This is a genomic window from Pseudomonas sp. NFR09, assembly GCF_900111535.1.
GTDB classification, from domain to species: Bacteria; Pseudomonadota; Gammaproteobacteria; order Pseudomonadales; family Pseudomonadaceae; genus Aquipseudomonas; species Aquipseudomonas extremorientalis.
This window is the reverse complement of the sequence record NZ_FOIH01000010.1, coordinates 92,602-113,374: the sequence shown is the minus strand read 5'-3', so window position 1 is coordinate 113,374 and position 20,773 is coordinate 92,602. Positions and strand designations below refer to the sequence as shown.

Annotated in this window: 21 protein-coding genes; 5 read left to right on the top strand and 16 right to left on the bottom strand. The window is 62.3% G+C overall.

The features are described from left to right. Positions 1-29: 29 nt before the first annotated feature. From BMX59_RS21970 to BMX59_RS21935, 8 genes are all read right to left on the bottom strand, one after another. Positions 30-1,028, bottom strand: coding sequence for a septal ring lytic transglycosylase RlpA family protein (locus tag BMX59_RS21970; RefSeq protein ID WP_071489892.1), 999 nt, complete (start codon positions 1,026-1,028; stop codon positions 30-32). Next, positions 1,028-2,038 (bottom strand): lytic murein transglycosylase B, encoded by a 1,011-nt coding sequence (mltB, locus tag BMX59_RS21965; protein ID WP_071489891.1) that lies wholly within the window; start codon positions 2,036-2,038, stop codon positions 1,028-1,030. Before mltB ends, BMX59_RS21970 begins: the two co-directional genes overlap by 1 nt. 17 nt (positions 2,039-2,055) lie before the next feature. After that, entirely contained in the window at positions 2,056-3,159 is a 1,104-nt protein-coding gene (rodA, locus tag BMX59_RS21960) for a rod shape-determining protein RodA (protein WP_042570827.1), read from the bottom strand. A 31-nt stretch (positions 3,160-3,190) separates the two neighbouring features. Further along, positions 3,191-5,089, bottom strand: a complete 1,899-nt coding sequence (gene mrdA / locus BMX59_RS21955; protein ID WP_071489890.1) for a penicillin-binding protein 2 — start codon at positions 5,087-5,089, stop codon at positions 3,191-3,193. 15 nt (positions 5,090-5,104) lie between these two features. After that, entirely contained in the window at positions 5,105-5,572 is a 468-nt protein-coding gene (gene rlmH / locus BMX59_RS21950) for a 23S rRNA (pseudouridine(1915)-N(3))-methyltransferase RlmH (RefSeq protein WP_003176297.1), read from the bottom strand. Between the two features lie 9 nt (positions 5,573-5,581). Continuing rightward, entirely contained in the window at positions 5,582-6,076 is a 495-nt protein-coding gene (rsfS, locus tag BMX59_RS21945; protein WP_003176298.1) for a ribosome silencing factor, read from the bottom strand. A 69-nt stretch (positions 6,077-6,145) separates the two neighbouring features. Then, entirely contained in the window at positions 6,146-6,790 is a 645-nt protein-coding gene (gene nadD, locus BMX59_RS21940) for a nicotinate-nucleotide adenylyltransferase (protein ID WP_071489888.1), read from the bottom strand. After that, a complete protein-coding gene (locus BMX59_RS21935; RefSeq protein WP_093125687.1) occupies positions 6,790-8,055 on the bottom strand; it encodes a glutamate-5-semialdehyde dehydrogenase in 1,266 nt (421 codons plus the stop codon). Before BMX59_RS21935 ends, nadD begins: the two co-directional genes overlap by 1 nt. 174 nt (positions 8,056-8,229) lie before the next feature. On the opposite strand from BMX59_RS21935, the gene BMX59_RS21930 reads away from it, so the two are divergent. Then, the gene (locus BMX59_RS21930) at positions 8,230-8,913 is read left to right on the top strand and encodes a DNA-3-methyladenine glycosylase (protein WP_093126020.1); all 684 of its coding nucleotides are present in this window, start codon (positions 8,230-8,232) and stop codon (positions 8,911-8,913) included. A 16-nt stretch (positions 8,914-8,929) separates the two neighbouring features. Next, positions 8,930-10,246: a bifunctional DedA family/phosphatase PAP2 family protein gene (locus BMX59_RS21925; protein WP_071489886.1), complete on the top strand. Its 1,317-nt coding sequence runs from the start codon at positions 8,930-8,932 to the stop codon at positions 10,244-10,246. Here the strand turns inward: BMX59_RS21925 and BMX59_RS21920 are convergent. The 3 genes from BMX59_RS21920 to BMX59_RS21910 are packed head-to-tail and all read right to left on the bottom strand — an operon-like array spanning position 10,243 to position 11,921. Further along, the gene (locus tag BMX59_RS21920) at positions 10,243-10,833 is read right to left on the bottom strand and encodes an LON peptidase substrate-binding domain-containing protein (protein WP_058427778.1); all 591 of its coding nucleotides are present in this window, start codon (positions 10,831-10,833) and stop codon (positions 10,243-10,245) included. The two genes, BMX59_RS21925 and BMX59_RS21920, sit on opposite strands and share 4 nt — an antisense overlap. A gap of 21 nt (positions 10,834-10,854) precedes the next feature. Further along, on the bottom strand, positions 10,855-11,571 hold the full coding sequence (locus tag BMX59_RS21915; protein ID WP_093125682.1) for an LrgB family protein: 717 nt from the start codon (positions 11,569-11,571) through the stop codon (positions 10,855-10,857). Continuing rightward, a complete protein-coding gene (locus tag BMX59_RS21910) occupies positions 11,568-11,921 on the bottom strand; it encodes a CidA/LrgA family protein (protein WP_015886074.1) in 354 nt (117 codons plus the stop codon). The genes BMX59_RS21915 and BMX59_RS21910 overlap by 4 nt, the downstream gene beginning before the upstream one ends. 163 nt (positions 11,922-12,084) lie before the next feature. Here BMX59_RS21910 and BMX59_RS21905 point away from each other — a divergent pair, with 163 nt between their 5' ends. From BMX59_RS21905 to BMX59_RS21895, 3 genes are all read left to right on the top strand, one after another. Further along, positions 12,085-12,540 carry a MaoC family dehydratase gene (locus BMX59_RS21905; RefSeq protein WP_071489885.1) on the top strand — a complete coding sequence of 152 codons (456 nt, stop codon included), beginning with the start codon at positions 12,085-12,087 and terminating at the stop codon, positions 12,538-12,540. Positions 12,541-12,645: 105 nt separating this feature from the next. Further along, on the top strand, positions 12,646-14,364 hold the full coding sequence (locus tag BMX59_RS21900) for a C13 family peptidase (protein WP_093125677.1): 1,719 nt from the start codon (positions 12,646-12,648) through the stop codon (positions 14,362-14,364). Positions 14,365-14,393: 29 nt separating this feature from the next. Next, positions 14,394-15,035 carry an oxidoreductase gene (locus tag BMX59_RS21895; protein WP_092248126.1) on the top strand — a complete coding sequence of 214 codons (642 nt, stop codon included), beginning with the start codon at positions 14,394-14,396 and terminating at the stop codon, positions 15,033-15,035. A 53-nt stretch (positions 15,036-15,088) separates the two neighbouring features. Here BMX59_RS21895 and BMX59_RS21890 read toward each other — a convergent pair whose 3' ends face one another. From BMX59_RS21890 to BMX59_RS21870, 5 genes are all read right to left on the bottom strand, one after another. Continuing rightward, positions 15,089-15,373, bottom strand: coding sequence for a YceK/YidQ family lipoprotein (locus tag BMX59_RS21890; protein ID WP_071493681.1), 285 nt, complete (start codon positions 15,371-15,373; stop codon positions 15,089-15,091). Beyond that, the gene (gene ubiX / locus BMX59_RS21885; protein ID WP_093125672.1) at positions 15,366-15,995 is read right to left on the bottom strand and encodes a flavin prenyltransferase UbiX; all 630 of its coding nucleotides are present in this window, start codon (positions 15,993-15,995) and stop codon (positions 15,366-15,368) included. The genes BMX59_RS21890 and ubiX overlap by 8 nt, the downstream gene beginning before the upstream one ends. Further along, a complete protein-coding gene (gene mpl, locus BMX59_RS21880) occupies positions 15,992-17,341 on the bottom strand; it encodes a UDP-N-acetylmuramate:L-alanyl-gamma-D-glutamyl-meso-diaminopimelate ligase (protein ID WP_093125669.1) in 1,350 nt (449 codons plus the stop codon). Before mpl ends, ubiX begins: the two co-directional genes overlap by 4 nt. A 97-nt stretch (positions 17,342-17,438) precedes the next feature. After that, complete coding sequence (locus BMX59_RS21875) at positions 17,439-18,176, bottom strand: hypothetical protein (protein ID WP_256572987.1); 738 nt, start codon at positions 18,174-18,176, stop codon at positions 17,439-17,441. A 490-nt stretch (positions 18,177-18,666) separates the two neighbouring features. Further along, positions 18,667-20,583, bottom strand: a complete 1,917-nt coding sequence (locus tag BMX59_RS21870) for a sigma-54-dependent Fis family transcriptional regulator (protein WP_092248120.1) — start codon at positions 20,581-20,583, stop codon at positions 18,667-18,669. Between the last annotated feature and the right edge of the window lie 190 nt (positions 20,584-20,773).

Sequence of the window (20,773 nt, the reverse complement as noted above, 5' to 3'; positions counted from 1 at the left end):
CGCGCACGGGCCAGAACCATCAATTCTGTTTATTCAGCGGTGACCACGCTGGGTTGCCCCAGGTTGGCCAGGCGCACGCTGTTCTGCACTTGCGCCACTTCGCTCGGCGAGCCGATCGGGCCCATGCGCACACGGTGCAATGTCTGCTGGTTACGCACGATGGAACTGATGAAGACCGGCGCGTTGACCATGCTGCTGAGCTTGGACCTTAACAGTTCTGCCGCATCCGGGTTGGCGAAAGCGCCCACCTGCAAGTATTGGCCGCCAGCCAGCGACGCGCCCTGGGCAGCCTGCGGCACAGCCACGGTGTCCGGGGCGTGCTGCTGTGGCGGCGGTGTCCATTGCTCGACCTTGCCGGCCGATGCGGTAATTTGCGGTTGTGGTGTCTGCGGCTCGTTGAGCATCAACGGCGCCGGCTTGCCGCGCTGGGCCCAGTACTGCGCCGGGTCGATGCCTTCGACCTTGACCCGCGCAGTGCCGGTTTCGGCGTAGCCGAGTTTCTTCGCGGCGGCGTAGGACAGGTCGATGATACGGTCCGAGTAAAACGGGCCACGGTCGTTCACGCGCAGGATCACCGTGCGGTTGTTGTCCAGGTTGGTCACCCGCACATAGCTCGGCAGCGGCAGGGTCTTGTGCGCCGCACTCATGCCATACAGGTCATACACTTCGCCGTTGGCAGTGTTCTGGCCATGGAACTTGGTGCCGTACCAGGAAGCCGTGCCCGATTGCACGTAGGTCTTGGAGTCCTGCAACGGGAAATAGGTCTTGCCCAGCACGGTGTACGGGTTGGCCTTGTAGGCACCGGTGTGCAGGGTGGGCGTGGCGTCCGGGATCTTCGACACATCGACATCCCACCACGGCGCGCCGTCTTTGTGCGCACGGTTGATGTCCAGGCCCGGCTGGGAACGAACTGCGGTGCCCCCGGACTTCTGCGCCGGACCGCGGCTGGTGGAGCAACTGACGACCAGCAGGGACAACGCGACGAACGCCACCAGCTTGAGCGGTTGATTGAACGGCGATGCCCGCATTACTTAGTGCCCCGTGCTTGGACCAGCATGTCTGACAGCTGATGCACGGCCATGGCGTACATCACACTGCGGTTATAACGCGTGATTGCGTAGAAATTCTTCAGGCCCATCCAGTATTCCGGGCCGTTTTCGCCCTCAAGGCGGAATGCCGTGACCGGCATATCGTCAGGCAGCGCATTCTGACTCGACCAGCCCAGCGCCCGCAACTCCCCGACCGTCTTGGCCGGCTCGATGCCCTGAGTCAGACCTTCATCGACGCGGTCCCCACTGACATCGGCGCGGATCACCACCGGCTCGCCGGCGACCCAGCCATGGCGCTTGAAGTAGCTGGCCACGCTGCCGACGGCGTCGTCGGGGTTGCTCCAGATATTGATATGCCCGTCGCCGTCGAAGTCCACTGCATAGGCGCGGAAGCTGCTCGGCATGAACTGCGGCAAGCCCATCGCACCCGCATAGGAACCCTTGAGGCTCAGCGGGTCGACCTGCTCTTCGCGGGCAAGCAGCAGGAACTCGCGCAGTTCCTTGCGGAAGAACTCGGCGCGGGGCGGATAATCGAAGCCCAGGGTCGACAAGGCGTCGATCACCCGATAGCTGCCGGTATTGCGCCCGTAGAAGGTTTCAATGCCGATGATCGCAACGATGACCTGGGCCGGCACGCCGTACTCCTGCTCGGCGCGAGCCAGCACGGCCTCGTGCTGGCGCCAGAAGTCCACGCCACGGGCCACGCGGGCGTCGGTGAGGAACATCGGGCGATATTCCTTCCACTGCTTCACACGTTCGGCGGGGCGCGAGATGGCATCGAGGATCGCCTGCTTTTTCTGCGCTTCGCGGAACACGCCCATCAGCTGTTCACCGGCGAAACCATAGTCGCGGGTCATCTCACCGACAAATTCGGCGACCTGGGGTGAACCATCATAGTCACCGGCCTGCGCCTCCTGCGTTGCGCCCAGCAGCCCAATCAGGCCCATCCAGGACGCGTGCCGAGTCGCCCAGCCGCGCATTACTTGCATTGACATCTTCACCTTATTCAAACCTGTGCGATCCATTTGCGATGCGTATGAATCGACATCAAAACCCCAAACGCTGACAGCAATGTCACCAGCGAAGTTCCGCCGTAGCTAATGAATGGCAACGGCACCCCAACCACCGGCAACAGGCCACTGACCATACCGATGTTGACGAAAACGTAAACAAAAAAAGTCATGGTCAGGGCGCCGGCGAGCAGTTTGCCGAACAGCGTCTGCGCCTGCGCGGTGATCACCAGGCCGCGACCAATCAACAGCAGATAGATCAGCAACAGCGCGCAAATGCCCACCAGGCCGAACTCTTCGCCCATCACCGCAATAATGAAGTCGGTGTGGCTCTCGGGCAAAAAGTCCAGGTGCGACTGGGTACCCAGTAACCAACCCTTACCAAATACCCCGCCGGAGCCGATGGCGGCCTTCGACTGGATGATGTTCCAGCCGGTACCCAGCGGATCGCTTTCCGGGTCGAGGAACGTGAGGATCCGCTGCTTCTGGTAGTCGTGCATAAAGAAGAACCACATGGCCACGGCCACCGGCACGGCAGCGGCAAGCACGCTGAGGATCCAGCGCCAGCGCAAGCCGCCCATGAACAGCACGAACGCGCCACCCGCCAGGATCAGCAGCGAGGTGCCGAGGTCGGGCTGGCGCACGATCAGGATGAACGGCACGCCAATCAGGATCAGGCTGATGCCCACATGTTTGAGCTGCGGCGGCAAGGTGCGCTTGGACAGGTACCAGGCAATGGTCGCGGGCATCAGGATCTTCATGAATTCCGACGGCTGGAAGCGAATCACCCCCGGAATGTTGATCCAGCGGGTCGCACCCATGGCGTTGTGGCCCATCACGTCGACCACCACCAGCAACAATACCCCGGCGACGTAGCCCAACGGCACCCAGCGCGCCATGAAACGCGGCTCGAGCTGGGCGATCACCACCATCGACAACAAGCCCAGGCCGAACGACGACGCCTGCTTGATCAGCAGGTCCCAGTTCTTGCCGCTGGCCGAATACAGCACGAACAGGCTGCCGGCCGCCAGAGTCAGCAGCAGGATCAGCAGCGGGCCATCAATGTGCATGCGTTGCAGCAACGTCGCACGGCGACGCATCACATCCTCACTGGAGAGGATGCGGTCAAAATTACTCTTCACGGGCCGTAACCTCGGTGCTTGAAGGGGGGCCGCCATATTCGGGCTTGAGCCTGCCGTCGTCGGCCAGCAGCCAGGCGTCCATCACCTGGCGCACCACGGGCGCCGCGACGCCGGAGCCGGACTCGCCGTTCTCGACCATCACCGCGACCACGATCTTCGGATCGTCCGCCGGGGCAAAGCCTACAAACAAGGCGTGGTCGCGGTGGCGTTCCTGAACCTTGGAGCGGTCGTATTTTTCGCCCTGCTTGATCGCCACCACCTGGGCGGTACCGCTCTTGCCGGCAATGCGGTACTGCGCACCAATGGCCGCCTTGCGTGCGGTGCCGCGTGCACCGTGCATCACTTGCTGCATGCCATGGTTGACCTTGGTCCAGTCGGACGGATCGCGCAGCACGATGTTCGGGATCGGGTTTTCATCCAGGGGCTTCTCGCCCTCGATGGTCTTGGCCAGGTGCGGACGGTTCCAGATGCCTTTGTTGGCGACCAACGCCGTGGCCTGGGCCAGTTGCAGCGGCGTGGCCTGCATGTAGCCCTGGCCGATACCGAGGATCAGGGTTTCGCCCGGGAACCACGCCTGGCGGCGGGTTGCGCGCTTCCACTCCCGCGACGGCATCAGGCCGGGGGACTCTTCGAACATGTCCAGGGAGACTTTCTGGCCGAGACCGAACTTGCCCATGTAGGCAGACAGGCGATCGATCCCGAGCTTATGGGCCAGGTCGTAAAAATAGGTGTCGTTGGAGCGCATGATTGCGGTGTCCAGGTCGACAAAGCCGTCGCCGGTGCGGTTCCAGTTACGGTATTTGTGATCGTAGTTGGGCAGCATGTAGTAGCCCGGGTCGAACACGCGGCTGGAAGCGGTAACCACACCCGCGTCCAGGCCGGCAATCGCCACCGCCGGCTTGATGGTCGAACCCGGCGGGTACAGGCCGCGCAGCACGCGGTTGAACAGCGGACGATCAATGGAATCGCGCAACTCGGCGTAGGCCTTGAAGCTGATCCCGGTCACAAACAGGTTGGGGTCGAAACTCGGCTGGCTGACCATCGCCAGGACTTCACCGGTAGCCGGGTCCAGGGCAACCACCGCGCCGCGACGCCCGCCCAGGGCCATCTCCGCCGCTTCCTGCAACTTGATGTCCAGGCTCAGCACGATGTCCTTGCCCGGCACCGGGTCGGTGCGCTTGAGCACCCGCAGCACGCGGCCACGGGCGTTGGTCTCGACTTCCTCGTAACCCACCTGGCCGTGCAGCTCGGGCTCATAAAAACGCTCGATGCCGGTCTTGCCGATATGGTGGGTGCCGCTGTAATTCACCGGATCGAGGGTTTTCAGCTCTTTCTCGTTAATCCGCCCCATATAGCCGACGGAGTGAGCAAAGTGCGGCCCCTGCGGGTAATGCCGCACCAACTGCGCCACCACTTCCACACCCGGCAGGCGGAACTGGTTCACCGCGATCCGCGCGATCTGCTCTTCGGTCAGCTCGAACAGGATCGGCACCGGCTCGAAAGGCCGGCGCCCCTGCTTCATGCGTTTCTCGAAGATCACCCGGTCTTCCGGCGTCAGTTGCAGCACCTCGACGATCACATCGAGGATCTGTTGCCAGTCGCCAGAGCGCTCGCGGGTCATGCTCAGGCTGAAGCTGGGCCGGTTGTCCGCCACCACCACGCCATTACGGTCGAAAATCAGCCCACGGGTCGGCGGGATCGGCTGCACATGCACCCGGTTGTTTTCCGACAGCGTGGAGTGATAGTCGTACTGGATCACCTGCAGGAAATACAGACGGGCGATCAGCACGCCCAACAACGCCACCACCATGATCGCGCCAAACACCACGCGTGCGCGTACGAGACGTGCGTCTTTCTCGTGGTCCTTGATGCGGATCGGTTGGGTCATCGGGAGGGGCGCAGATTATTTGTGGTAAGGGTGCCCGGACAGGACTGTCCAGGCGCGATACAGCTGTTCACCGATCAGGATCCTTACCAACGGGTGCGGCAGCGTCAGCGCCGACAGCGACCAGCGCTGGTCCGCCCGCGCACAGACTTCCGGCGCCAGCCCTTCGGGGCCGCCGACCATGAAGTTGACCGTACGCGAGTCCAGGCGCCAGCGATCCAGTTCCACCGCCAGCTGCTCGGTGCTCCAGGGCTTGCCGTGCACTTCGAGGGTGACGATGCGCTCGTTGGGGCCGACCTTGGCCAGCATGGCTTCGCCTTCCTGACGGATAAAGCGCGCCACGTCGGCATTCTTGCCCCGGGTATTGAGCGGTATCTCTACCAGCTCCAGCGACAGCTCGGCGGGCAGACGCTTGGCATACTCGTGCCAGCCTTCTTCCACCCACTTGGGCATGCGTGAACCGACAGCAATCAGACGCAGGCGCACAGCCGTTCCTTATTCCTGGTCTTTGTTCAGCTTGTCGAAGTGCGCGTGGCCCACTTCCGGGCTGTGGTGCTTGCCATCGGCGGCACGGCTCTGCTCGGCGCCTTTCCACAGACGCTCCAGATCGTAGAACTGGCGGGCGTTGGAGGTCATCATGTGAACGATCACATCGTCCATGTCCAGCAGCACCCAGTCGCTGTCGCCCTTGCCTTCTTCACCCAGCGGCTTCACGCCTTGGGCTTTGACGGCTTCGCGGACCTTGTCGAGCATCGCGCCGATCTGGCGGTTCGAGGTACCGGTGGCGATGATCATGAAGTCGGTGATGCTCTGCTTGTCGCGCACGTCCAGCACCTGGATATCCTGGGCCTTGACGTCCTCCAGGGCAGCCACGGCGACCTTTACCAGCTCTTCGCCGGCCAGTTCCGGGCCTACGTGGGCTTCAACCGGCAGTGGCGCGCTTTTGAAAGTGCCTTTGCGCTTAACTTTGCTTACGTCTTTGTTCGTCATATAAAACTCGTTTTGCTCGTATGTTCGGGCGCCTGCCGTACGATTTTTCGTGCGTTCAAGCGCGCCTTTTCAGTTCGACGCACGGTAAAGCCCGTGCGCATCGATGTAGGCCAGGACCGCGTCAGGCACCAGGAAACGTACCGACTTCCCGCTGGCCAGCAGTTGACGGATCTGGGTGGCGGACACCGCAAGCGGGGTCTGCCAGACGAATGCAATATTCCCGTTCGGCCCGGTCAGGGCCAAGGGGTCACTTACCGACCGCGCGGCCAGCAGGTTGCGCAAGGCATCCGGCGGTTCGCTGTCGGCATCCGGGCGTTGCAGAACCAGGATGTGGCAATGCTGGAGGAGTTCCTCCCAGCGATGCCAAGAGGGCAGGCCGCAAAAAGCGTCCCAGCCCAGAAGCAAAAACAACTGGTCATCCGCGGCCAACTCGGCGCGCATCAGCTCCAGGGTGTCAACAGTGTAGGACGGTTTATCGCGCTTGAGCTCGCGGTCGTCCACCACCAGCGGCGTTATGCCTTCCACCGCCAGGCGCACCATTTCCAGGCGTTGCTGCGGCGATACCTGCGGCGTATCGCGATGGGGCGGCCGCGCATTGGGCATCACGCGCAGCTCGTCCAGCGCGAGAGCATCCGCAACTTCCAGGGCACTGCGCAAATGGCCGATGTGCACGGGGTCGAAGGTACCGCCGAGCAGCCCGATGCGTTTACCCATCAAGTGCGCACATGACCGTCGCCGAACACCACGTACTTCTCGCTGGTCAGGCCTTCCAGCCCGACCGGGCCACGGGCGTGGAGCTTGTCGGTGGAAATCCCGATCTCTGCGCCCAGGCCGTATTCGAAGCCGTCGGCAAAGCGTGTCGAAGCGTTGATCATCACCGAGGCGGAATCCACTTCGTTGAGGAAGCGCCGGGCATCGCTGAAATGCTCGGAAACAATAGCGTCGGTGTGCTTCGAGCCGTAGGTGTTGATGTGTTCGATGGCTTCGTCGAGGTCGTCGACCAACTTGATCGACAGGATCGGCGCGGTGTATTCGGTGTACCAGTCCAGCTCGGTCGCCTCGATCACGTCCGCGCCCAGCAGCGCACGGGTGCGCTCGCAACCGCGCAGTTCAACGCCCTTGTCGCGGTAGATGGCAGCCAGCGGCGGTAGCACGCGCTCGGCAATGCCGACGTGCACCAGCAGGGTTTCCATGGTGTTGCACGGGGCATAGCGGTGAGTCTTGGCGTTGTCGGCGATGCGGATCGCCTTGTCGATGTCGGCGGCGATGTCGATGTACACGTGGCACACGCCGTCCAGGTGCTTGATCACTGGCACCTTGGCATCGCGGCTGACGCGCTCGATCAGGCTCTTGCCGCCACGCGGCACGATCACGTCGACGAATTCCGGCATGGTGATCAGCGCACCCACGGCGGCGCGGTCGGTGGTTTCCACCACTTGCACCACTTCGGCGGGCAACTCGGCCACGGCCAGGCCCTGCTGGATGCAGGCCGCGATGGCACGGTTGGAATTGATCGCCTCGGAACCGCCGCGCAGGATGGTGGCGTTGCCAGACTTCAGGCACAGGCTCGCGGCGTCGATGGTCACGTTCGGACGCGACTCGTAAATGATACCGATCACGCCCAGGGGCACGCGCATCTTGCCGACCTGAATGCCGGACGGCAGGTAACGCATGTCGCGAATTTCACCGATGGGGTCAGGCAGCTTGGCCACCTGACGCAGGCCTTCGATCATGTCGTCGATACGTGCCGGGGTCAGTGCCAGGCGGTCCAGCAGGGCCGGCTCCAGGCCATTGGCGCGGCCGTTGGCCAGGTCTTGCTCGTTGGCGGCGCTGAGCTCGGAGCGCGAAGCATCCAGGGCATCGGCGGCGGCCAGCAAGGCGCGGTTCTTCTGCGCAGTGCTCGCACGGGCGATCAACCGCGAGGCCTGACGGGCAGCGCGACCCAGGCGGGTCATGTAGTCAAGAACGGACTCAGTCATGGTCAGGGAGTCTTGGCAGGGAGGAAAGCGGCAGATTATAGCTGTGACGCCGCCCGACTGACAGCGGTGAGGGGCGGATGGTCGAAATGAACTGTAAAAACCTGGGGTTCAGCGGTAATTAAGGTGGGAGTTGTTATGATTCCGTCACATTTAGCCGTATTTACCCTGACCGCCATGCCCAGTTCATCGCCGCAACTCCCCGCCAGCGCCCTGCCCGACTGCTTCTTCGACCGTGACGCGCAACTGCTTGCGCAGGAATTGCTCGGCAAAGTCATCCGCCATCGCGTCGGTGAAACCTGGCTTTCGGCGCGGATTATTGAAACCGAAGCCTATTACGTGGCGGAAAAAGGCAGTCACGCCTCATTGGGCTACACAGAAAAGCGTAAGGCTTTGTTTCTGGATGGCGGGCATATCTACATGTACTACGCCCGGGGTGGCGATTCGCTGAACTTCAGCGCCCATGGACCAGGCAATGCCGTGTTGATCAAATCGGCCTATCCATGGGTCGATGACGTATCAGGCCCGGCCAGCCTGGCACAGATGTTGTTGAACAACCCGACCCCCGACGGCAGTCCCCGCGCCTCGCAAAAACTGTGCGCCGGCCAGACCCTGCTGTGTAAGGCCTTGGGCCTGAAGGTGCCGATGTGGGATGCCAAGCGCTTCGATCAGGAACGGCTCTACGTGGAGGATGTGGGGCAGACCCCGACCCAGATCATCCAGACCACCCGCCTGGGGATCCCCAGCGGGCGTGATGAACACCTGATGTACCGCTTCGTCGATGCTGGCTACGCGCCTTATTGCACGCGGAACCCGCTGCGCAGGGGCCAGGTCGAAGGCCGCGATTATTTTTTGATTTGAGCATGGAGTGGATCGTATGGGCCAATGGCTCGATAGCATTACCGGCTGGTTGACCCTGAACCCCGAATGGCTGGCGGTCGCGGTGTTTATCGTCGCCTGCGTGGAGTGCCTGGCCATCGCCGGGCTGATCGTGCCGGGCACGGTATTGTTGTTTGCCATTGCCGCCCTCGCCGGCAGCGGTGCGCTGTCACTGAGCGAGACCCTGCTGCTGGGCTTCCTCGGCGGATTATTGGGTGACGGGGTTTCCTACTACTTGGGGCGACATTTCCACCAGAACATCCGGCGCTTGCCCGGCTTGCGTCATCACCCGGAATGGATGAACGGCGCCGAAACTTACTTCCACAAGTACGGCATTGCCAGCCTGCTGGTCGGGCGCTTCATCGGCCCGCTGCGGCCCATGCTGCCGATGGTGGCCGGGATGTGCGACATGCCCTTCCCGCGTTTTGCGATTGTCAGCCTCGTGGCGGCGGCGGGCTGGTCGGTGGCGTACCTGCTGCCAGGCTGGGCGACCGGCGCCGCATTCCGCCTGCCATTGCCGGAGGGTTTCTGGCCTGAAGCGGGAGTGGTAGCAGCCTGTATCGCGGTGGTGGTGGGCCTGAGCCTGAACAGCAGCCTGCGTGGCCATCGTCGCGCTACCCTTTGGATCGGTTGCGCCAGCCTGACGATGTTGATCGCCTTGTTTATCGGCTACCCCCACCTCAATGACTTTGACCAGGGCCTGAGCGCCCTGGTACAGGAGCACCGCAGCCCCTGGCTGGACGAAGTGATGGTGCGCATCACCCAACTGGGCGAATTCAAGAAGATGTTCGTCGCCAGCGCCGTGTTTACCGGCTTGCTGCTAGTGGCTCGGCAATGGCGCCATGCGGTGTTTGTCGGCGCGACCCTCGCCGGTGCGGCGGTGATCAACACCGGAACCAAGTTGTTTTTCGCCCGTGGCCGCCCGGAAATCCTCACAGACCCACTGACCAGTTTCAGTATGCCCAGCGGCCATGCATCCGGCGCGTTTGCGTTTTTCCTGGCCCTCGCGGTCCTGGCCGGGCGCGGGCAACCCATCCGGCTACGCCTGACCTGGATGCTGCTGGGCTGCATTCCCGCCGCCTTTATCGCATTGTCGCGGGTCTACCTGGGCGCGCATTGGCCCACAGACATCCTGGCCGGCACGCTGCTGGCGATGACGGTATGTGCGTTCAGCCTGGGGGTCAGCCAGTACCGCAGCCCGCTGCCGGCGATGCCGCAAAAAGCCTGGTGGCTGTTGCTGCCAGCATTGGTGGCGGTGCTCAGCTTTATCGCCCTCACCGGCACGCCCCACGCCCTGCTGCGTTATGCCTATTAAGTGAACAACTCGCCCTGCAACTCATCGAGCAGCATCTGGATCGCATCCAGGCGCTGCTGCGGGTCGTCGAGTTGCAGCAGGTCGATCTTGTCGGCCTCGGTGAATGGCAGCAGATACGCCAGTTGATTGCCCAAGGCTTGCTGCCCGTCGGCGTGGGCGTCCATGTCCAGCGAGGCCACCATCGGATGCTCGGCCAACGCCTGGAGCAATGCCAGCAGGTCGGCGTCCTCTTCTTCCAGCGGTTGATCCGGCAGTTCTTCGAGCCACTGCACATCAGCCACCAGCAGCTGGTCTTTCTGCACGCCCGCGTCACGCACCCGGAACCGGCGACCCCCTTCGACACGAATCCCCAGCAGGCCATTGTCCTGCTGCTTGAAGTCGCGGATCAGCGCTTCACAGCCGATCAGCGCGTAGCCGTCCGGGGCCAGGCCCACTTCCTTGCCGTCGAGGATGCACACCACGCCGAAGCTTTCGCCCTTTTTCATGCAGCGGGCGACCATGTCCAGATAGCGCGCCTCGAACAGTTGCAGGTCGAGGGTGCAGCCTGGGAATAGCACGGTATTGAGCGGGAACAGCGCCAGACTCATAAAGGTTTCCTTAAACCCGGTTTAAACGATCACCGACACAGCCAGCGGCAGGAACACTGCCGTGGCCACGCCCATCAGACTCATGGCCAGCGCCGCAAAGGCGCCGCACTCTTCGCTTTCCTGCAACGCCACTGAGGTGCCGACCGCGTGGGCGGTCATGCCCAGGGCCATGCCCCGCGCCTCAGGGCTGTGCACGCCCAGGCGCGACAGGTATGCCGGGCCGATCATCGCGCCGATCACCCCGGTGATCAGCACAAACACCGCCGCCAATGCCGCCACACCGCCAATCTGCTCGGCCACCAGCATGGCGATCGGCGAGGTCACGGACTTGGGCGCCATGGTCATCAACATCCTGTGTTCGGCGCCAAACCACCAGCCCAGCAGTACACACAGGCCGGTGGCCAACACCCCGCCTATGACCAGCGTAGTAAAAATCGGCCAGAACAATTGGCGAATGCGCCGCAGGTTCAAGTAGAGCGGCACCGCCAGGGCCACCGTCGCCGGGCCCAGCAGGATGCCCATGATCTCGGTGCTCTCGCGGTACTCGGCGTAGCTCAGGCCACAGCTGATCAGTACGCCGATCACCAGCAGCATGGAAACCAGTACAGGCTGCAGGAAGATCCAGCGGGTTTTCTCGAAACCGGCCAGTACCAGTTGATAGGCACCCAGGGTGATGCCGATGCCGAACAACGGGTGATGGATCACCGCCGCCCAGGCGCCCTGCCAGTCGAAGGTCATTGATCCTTCTCCTTGCGCTTGACCATCTGCTGCATCAACACGCCGACAAAGCCCATGGCAATCACCAGTGACAACACCAGCGCACCGACAATGGCCCAGAAGTCCGCGGCGATGTCCTTGGCATACACCATCACGCCTACCGCCGGCGGCACCAGCAGCAACGGCAGGTAACGCAACAGGCTGCTGGCGGCCAGGCTCAATGGCTCGCCGACTTCGCCACGCCAGACCAGGAAGCCCAGCATCAGCAGCAGCCCGATGATCGGCCCCGGCAGTACCGGCAACAGCAAATGATTGATCGCGGTGCCGATCAATTGAAACAGCACCAGCCAGGTCAGGCCCCGTAACAGCATCCGTTCTTCCCCCTCGAAACTCGCCCGCATTATAAGCATGCCCGCCCTATGCACCGGCATTCGCCAAAAGCATGGTGGGTTGACCGGGCCGATTGGCCATGATGATCTACATTGGTTCTCTGTAATCGATAAAAACAGCACCGATGAACCAAGGAGAGACGCAATGCCCCATGTACCCGTAGCGCAGCTCAAAGACTATGTCGGCAAGGAACTGGGACGTTCCGAATGGCTCACCATCGACCAGGCACGCATCAACCTGTTCGCCGAGGCCACGGGCGATCATCAGTTCATCCACGTCGACCCGGTCAAGGCCGCGCAAACGCCATTCGGCAGCACCATCGCCCACGGCTTCCTGTCGTTGTCGCTGATCCCCAAGCTGATCGAAGACATCCTGATCATGCCCGAAGGCCTGAAGATGGCAGTCAATTATGGTTTGGACAGCGTGCGCTTCATCCAGCCGGTGAAGGTCAACTCCAACGTGCGCCTGGCGGTCACCCTCACCGACGTGTCCGAGAAAAAGCCCGGCCAGTGGTTGCTCAAGGCAACCTGCACCCTGGAAATCGAAGGCCAGGAAAAACCGGCTTACATTGCCGAGTCGTTGTCACTCTGCTTTGTATAAGGCCGTGCCTGTGGTGGGGAAATAAACCTCACCACAGGGTATGTAAATTTATGTATGAAACTCGCAGCTGCGGCATACTCGGCGCTCAATTATCCGGATCCCGCTATGCGCCCACTCGCTCCCCTCGCCCTTGCCCTGTTGCTCACCGCTTGCGGAGATGGCGAATCGCTGTTGCCGCCCGATGCGCGCCTGCCTGATGGCGGCCGCTACCGGGGTGATGTGGTCGATGGCTTGCTGCAGGGCCAGGGCCGCGTGGACTACCCCAACGGCAGCTGGTACGCCGGGCAGTTCGACAAGGGCCAGTGGCACGGCCAGGGCGAATGGCATGGCAGCAACGGCGAAGTCTATAAAGGCCGGTTCCAGCAAGGCCTGTTCGATGGCCAGGGCAGCCTGACCACGGCGGGCAGCCACTATGTGGGCGGCTTCAAGAACGGACGACGCAATGGCGAAGGCACCCTCAAAGAGGGGCAGATGACCTATCGCGGCGAATTCAAGGACGACCAGTATTCCGGCCTTGGTCGCCTGGAGCTGGCGGACGGCAGCCAGTACCAGGGCCAGTTCGCCCACGGCAAGCCCAATGGCGAAGGCCAGCGTAACGACGACAGCGGCAACCAGTTCAGCGGCCATTTCGTCGATGGCCAGTTGGAAGGCAACGGCACCTTCAACAGCGCCGACGGTGACATCTATGTCGGCCAGTTCAAGCAGAACCAACTCAACGGCAAGGGCCGCTACGAGAACGCCGATGGCGACGTGTGGATCGGCCAATTCAAGGAAGGCGCGCTCAGCGGCAAGGGCGAGTTGATCGGTGTGGATGGCAGCCACTACGTCGGCCAGTTCGCTGATTGGCGCTTTAGCGGCGAAGGTCGCCTCAACCTCACCGATGGCAGCTTCTATATCGGCGGTTTCGACGGCGACAACTATCAAGGCAAAGGTACCCTGGTCCTCACCGACGGCACCGTGCAGGCCGGTACCTGGGTCAATGGCATGCGCGTGCGTGACGCCGACGGCAAGCTGCTGCCCGACCCCCTGGAAATCGGCGTGCTGGCCCAAGGCCGCCTGCTGGATGCAGCCCTCGCCGCCGTGCCCGCCTCCACCCCCGCCGTGGAGCTGTACACCCTGGCCGTGGCTGGCGACGGTAAACAAAGCGTGTTCCTGCGCGAAGCCGATTACGTCAGCAATATGCTCGCCACCCGCTTCGGCGCACGCGGGCAGATTCGCCTGGTCAATCACCGCGACCACATCACCGATCGCCCCCTGGCCACCCGCGAAAGCTTGCGTCGCGCCGTGCAAACCCTGGCCGAGCGCACCGGCCCGGAAGACTTGGTGTTCATATACATGACCAGCCACGGTACCCACGAACACGAACTGGTGCTGGACCAGCCGCGCATGGAGCTGGCCGACCTGCCAGCCGATGAGCTGGCGGCCGTGCTGGCACCGCTGAAGAACCGCGACAAGATCGTGGTGATTTCGGCCTGCTACTCCGGCGGCTTCATCCCGGCCTTGAAGGATGAGCACACGCTGATCATGACCGCCTCCCGGGCCGACCGCGTGTCCTTCGGCTGCTCCGAGGAAGCCGACTTCACCTACTTCGGCGACGCCCTCTTCGCCCAAGCCCTCAACCAGACCGACGACTTGCAGCAAGCCTTCAAGCTGGCGCAACTGCATGTGGCCGAACGCGAACAGGCGGACAACTTCGAAGCCTCCGAACCGCAGATCTGGGCCCCCAAGGGTGTGATCGCCCACTGGCAATTATTACGCAAACAGCAGGCACGAAAGGCGCTGGAAAGCGTCTCAATGAATAGCAAGGATGCCAAAGGCAACTAAGCTGTAACGTGTAACAAGGGGGAAACACCATGTACCTGACGCCTCAGCATATCTTGCTCGCCGGAGCCACCGGCCTTACCGGCGAACACCTGCTCGACCGCCTGCTCAACGAACCCACCGTGACCCGCGTGCTTGCGCCCAGCCGCAAGCCGCTGGCCGAACACCCGCATTTGGAAAACCCGGTGGGCGACCCGGCGGTGCTCCTGCCACAACTGAGCGGCCGGGTGGATATCGCCTTCTGCTGCCTGGGCACCACCCTCAAACAAGCTGGTTCCGAAGCCGCCTTTCGCGCGGTTGACCTGGACATGGTCGTGGCCTTCGCCAAGCGTGCGCGGGAAATGGGCGCGCGGCACCTGATCGTGATCAGCGCGATTGGCGCCGACCCGAAATCCTCGGTGTTCTACAACCGCGTCAAGGGGGAAATGGAACAAGCCTTGAGGGCCCAGGACTGGCCACAGCTGACCATCGTGCGGCCTTCGTTGTTGCTGGGGGAACGCTTGCAACCGCGCTTGGCGGAGCAATTGGCCGGGCCGCTGTCGCGGTTGATTCCGGGCAAATACCACGGCATTGAAGTGTGCGAACTGGCCCGCGCCATGTGGCGCCTGGCGCTGGAAGAGCAGGATGGGGTGCGGGTGGTGGAGTCGGACGAGTTGCGCAAACTCGGCAAATAACCGGCCCCTTCCCACTGAAGGGCTTTTTCGTGGCGAGCGGGCTTGCCCCAGGGTTACAGGCCGCCCGTGGCGTTGAAACCAACGCCCAACACCGTCAACACCGACAGCGGCAACAACAAGGTATCGAGCAACGCACTCGCCGGCAGATCCACCCCAGGATAACCCGGCGCCTCGGCACCAAACCTGTCCTTGGCGCAGCAGCCACCATTCATCGCATACAAATCCAACCGCGTGCCGGCATACACCACCGGCGCACCCGGTTGCGCCGCGTCCAACGTACGCGCGGTGGCGCAGCCCGTCAGTTGCAGCGCCAGCAGGACCAGCAGCGCCTTATTCATCGCTGCTCAAATGGTGCTCGCCCCAACGTGGCAGCATGTCCTGGGGAATGTTCAGCAGGTTGAGAATGCGCGCCACCACAAAGTCCACCAGGTCATCGATGGTCTGCGGCTGGTGATAGAAACCCGGCGAGGCCGGCAGAATGGTCACGCCCATGTTCGACAACTTGAGCATGTGCTCCAGGTGAATGCTCGAATACGGCGCTTCTCGTGGCACCAGGATCAACTGGCGGCGCTCCTTCAAGGTCACGTCAGCAGCCCGTTCGATCAAGTTGTTGCAGGCCCCCGTGGCAATCGCCGACAAGGTGCCCGTGGAACACGGCACCACCACCATCGCCGCCGGCGCTCCTGAGCCGGACGCCACCGGCGACATCCAGTCCTCTTTGCCGTAGACCTTGATCTGCCCCGCCGCCGCACCGGTGTATTCGGTGAGGAAGGCCTGCATGGCCTGCACCTTGGGCGGCAGCGCCACGTCGGTCTCGGTGGCCATCACCAACTGCGCGGCCTTGGAGATCAGGAAATGCACTTCGCGGTCTTCACGCACCAGGCAATCGAGCAGACGCAAGCCATAGGGTGCGCCGGATGCACCGGTCATCGCCAGGGTGACGCGCTCCGGGCCGCTCATTTCAGCGCCTCGGCCAACTTGCCATGCAGGCCGCCAAAGCCGCCGTTGCTCATGACCACTACGTGAGTGCCGGGCTTGGCCTGGTGCTTGACGTGTTCGATGATGCCTTCGATGGAGTCGCAGACGCTGGACGGCACCGTGCACAGGGCGGCAATCGCCGGCAGGTCCCAGCCGAGATTGGCCGGTGCGTACCAGACCACCTGGTCGGCATCGTTGACGCTTTCCGGCAGGCCGTCGCGGTGCGCGCCAAGCTTCATGGAGTTGGAGCGCGGCTCGACAATCGCAATGATCGGCGCATCGCCAACGCGCTTGCGCAGGCCATCCAGGGTGGTGGCAATCGCCGTCGGGTGGTGGGCAAAGTCGTCGTAGATGGTAATCCCATTCACGTCGGCGACCTTTTCCATACGCCGTTTCACGCTCTTGAATGCACTCAGCGCGGCGATACCCATGGACGGCACTACGCCTACATGCCGCGCAGCCGCCAGGGTCACCAAAGCGTTGGCGACGTTGTGCTGGCCGGTCATGTCCCACTCGACGATGCCTTGGGCCTCGCCCTCGAACAGCACTTCAAAGCGGGAACCGTCTTCGCTGAGCAACTTGACCTGCCATTGCCCGCCCGCGCCGGTGGTTTGTACCGGGGTCCAGCAGCCCATCTCGATCACGCGCTGCAAGGCAGGCTCAGTGGTCGGGTGGATCACCAGGCCTTCGCTTGGAATGGTCCGCACCAAGTGGTGGAACTGGCGCTCGATGGCCGCCAGGTCGGGGAAGATGTCGGCGTGATCGAATTCCAGGTTGTTCAGGATTGCCGTGCGCGGACGGTAGTGAACGAACTTTGAGCGCTTGTCGAAGAAGGCGCTGTCGTATTCATCCGCCTCGATCACGAAGAACGGCGTGTCGCCCAAGCGCGCCGACACCGAGAAATTCTGCGGCACGCCGCCAATCAGGAAGCCCGGGCTCATGCCCGCATGCTCAAGCACCCAGGCCAGCATGCTGCTGGTGGTGGTCTTGCCGTGAGTGCCGGCGACAGCAAGTACCCAGCGGCCTTGCAGCACGTGGTCGGCCAGCCACTGCGGGCCAGACACATAAGGCAAACCTTTGTTGAGCACATATTCGACCGCTGGGTTGCCACGGGACATGGCGTTGCCGATCACCACCAGGTCAGGGACCGGGTCGAATTGCTCCGGGTCGTAGCCTTGGGTCAGCTCGATGCCCTGGGCCTCGAGTTGCGTGCTCATGGGCGGATAGACGTTGGCGTCGGAGCCGGTGACATGGTGGCCCAGCTCTTTGGCCAGCACCGCCATCGAGCCCATGAACGTGCCGCAGATACCGAGAATATGAATGTGCATAGTCGACCTCGTAAAACATCGAGGCAGGTTAGCGCAGGGGGGCGAAAATCGCACTCTTTAGCTGTCAGGAAGCGGCCCCGGAGGGCCGCCCGGGGACTCAGACGGTCGCCGTATCAGCTGTTGTTTCGACGGGTAACTCGGTGGCCTTGAGTACGATGAGTTTGCCGATGAACTTGTTCACCGCCTCAAAACGCTTGTCCAGGCTGTCCAGCCGGCTGCTGTCGGTACCGGTCGTTGCGCCGGAAGCTTCTTTGTAAGGTCGAAAGATCATGTCGTTTTCATCACCGATCATCTTGAGTTGATTTTCGGCGACGTCGTACAAGGCCTCAAGCGCGGCCAGTCGCTCACCCGGAGACTGTGAATCACGTTCAACCAATTTGAGGGCCGTCGCATCCGTCCCCTCCCGTATTGCCATGATGTTATTCGCCACGACCTCGATACGCAGTTCGGCCAGGGCCAATCGCGTGTCTACATTGGCATTCTGCGTCGAAATACTGCCCGTGGGCGTCGTCCCCTGAGTGCTGGGGGCCGGTTGGTGCACCGGTGGCAGTACCGGGGTCTGTGCGGCGTACTGGCCTTTGATCGCCTCTCCTGTCCAAGCGGACCCTGCGTAGGTTGCAATACTGAGTGGCGCACTGACGAGCCCATTGACACCCGCATTTACAAAGGCATCACGGGCCACCGTGCCGAGTTTGGGGGAAGTGGAAAACACACCGGCCTTGTGCAATCGATCCGCAACGATCAGGTTTTGCGTCACCTCGGCCAAGGTCTTGGGAGCAGCATGGGTCTGGGACGGAATCACATTGGCCACCGGCTGGCCAGTGATCTTTGGCAAAATACTCTTGAAGGCACTTCCCGCAGACCCCGTCGGCGGCGCTGGGCTTGCAGGCGGGGGATTGAGGCGTGGCCGTGAGCCTCCAACGCTGCTTCCCCGTGTCGGTGGTGATGGCGGACGCCGCCTGAACGGGTTGAAAAACAAGTCTCTCTTGCGACGACTGTGTACCTCTTGCCCGTTTTGGGCTTCATCACTGGGATAATTAATGGGCGGTGCCGTGGGCTCTTTTGATGACTCGGTGGACGGTTGTTCAGTTTGCATAGGTGTTGCCGGAGTCTGACCTGTTATACGCATAACCTTCACCCTGATAACTTCTGAAACGGATGGTTGTTGAGACAGGCAAGGCCAAATTGCACATTGGCCTTATCCTTTGCGTCTTGAAAAACCAACCACCAGTTCCAGAAAACCAATGCCGCGCAAACAAAGCCGACCCCTCGGACGGTGAGCGATAACCGTTACTTACACGCCGCAGTTAATAAGCGACCGGCAACTAACATTCCTGGCGCAATTGACGAGCGATTCCGTACTTGCGCAACTTTCTATATAACGTATTTCGACTGATGCCCAATAAAACCGCGGTCTGGCTCATGTGCCAGTGTTGCTGCGCCAAGGCGGCCAGCAACGCTCCACGTTCGGCGACATCAAGCGATGAATCAACCGATGGCATGACACTGTTTGCCTGTGCGGTCTGCGAACCACGAACACGGGCGGGCACGTCTTCAAGCCGAACAAGACCGTCCGTACATAGCGCGATCAGCGTGCGCAGCACCATGCGCATCTGACGCACATTGCCTGGCCAGGCAAACGCCAACAACACCCGGCGTGCAGCAGGATCCAGCGCGACCTGTTGCTCACCCGCCTCCTGGCCCAGCAGAAAATCCAGCAACTGGGATTTGTCCGCGCGATCACGCAGTGCCGGCAGGGAAATTTCCAGACCATTGAGCCGGTAGTACAAGTCTTCGCGAAAGGTGCCGTCCTGCACACGCGCCAGCAAATTGCGATGGGTGGCGCTGATAATTCGTACGTTTACCGCCTGGGGCTCACCGCCGAGCGGCACCACCAGCCGGTCCTCCAGCACTCTTAGCAGACGGGTTTGCAGCGCCAGGGGCATATCGCCGATTTCATCGAGAAACAGGGTGCCGCCATCGGCTTGCTGCAACTTGCCTTGCATGCCTTCTTTGCGCGCACCGGTAAAGCTGCCTCCCCGATAGCCGAACAATTCACTTTCGATCAGGCTTTCCGGGATGGCGGCACAGTTGAGTGCCACAAATGCCTTGTCGGCCCGCCGGCTGGCCTGATGCACGGCCTTGGCAAAGGCCTCTTTACCGGAACCGGTTTCGCCATTGATCAGCAACGGCACATCGCGCTCGAAAACCCGCAACGCCTTGCTGAAGTCCTGTTGCAGGGCCGGATCGCCCAGGCAGATGCCGGGCAGGCGCGGCCGTTCCACTACCGCAGGTTTGGCAACGGGTGTGGGAATACTGCGCACCTGACCGCGCAGCGCCGCGAACAAATGCCGGCCATCGCGGGTACGCAACGGCCAACTGGCGGTGGCATTGGCGCTGGCGCGGCCGAGCAACTGATCGAGGGTGCATTCGAAAAATGCCTCCACCGGCTGGCCCAGCAGGCCGCCACGTAACTGCCCCAACAGGTTCAGCGCACTTTGGTTCACCGCGCAGATGCGCCCGTCCCCATCGAACGCCAGCAATCCTTCACTGAACAACCCCACCGACTCAGCCTGCAGGTGAAAGCGCAGCAACCAGTGGTTTTCAAAGTGGCGCAAGAAATAGCAACTCTCGATCATCTTCGCCGACAGATTGACCAGCGCCATGGTGTGAAACTGGCTCTGACGCGACACCGCCTCGCGGGCCGAGGACACATCCAGCACAGCCAGCAGATCGCCATGGGGATCGAACACCGGGCTAGCCGAACAGGTCAGCCCGGTATGCCGGCCACGGAAGTGTTCATCACGATGAATGGTCAGGGATTGGCGCTCCACCAGGCAGGTGCCGATGCCGTTGGTGCCCTCGCACGCTTCGCTCCAGTCAGCGCCCAGCCAAAGCCCGGCGCGTTCGAAGATCTTGCGCTCGGACGGCGCGGTGACACAGTTGAGGATCACGCCTCGCGCATCGGTCAGCAGTACCGCATGCCCGGCGCCGGACAGCTGCTGGTGCAGGCTGTTCATCTCACTGCCGGCGATATGCAGCACCTGTTGCAGGCGCTCGCGGCTTTCCAGCAGGCGCCCGTGTTCAAGCACGGTGGGGGCAATGGTTTGCGCAGGGTCGAGGTGATAGTCCTCCAGGCAGCGCAGCCAGGAGCGGGCGATGGAGGGATCGCTGGATGGGTCGCGACCATGCGCCACGGTGAGGACTTGCTGGGCATGGCGACTGAAATGATCGTTGTGCATTTCTTATTATTCTCCCTGCGTGAGAACCCCCAGCATCCCCCAGCCATCCAGGCAATGCAATCCCGTGCCGACCCGCCGGTCACGGGCTGTACCGTTTACGGCACAAACTGTCACACAGGCTGTATCAACCCTGCCACAGCAACGCCTTGCAACAATGCCCAACCCCTTGATTTAGCTGGCTCACACAGCG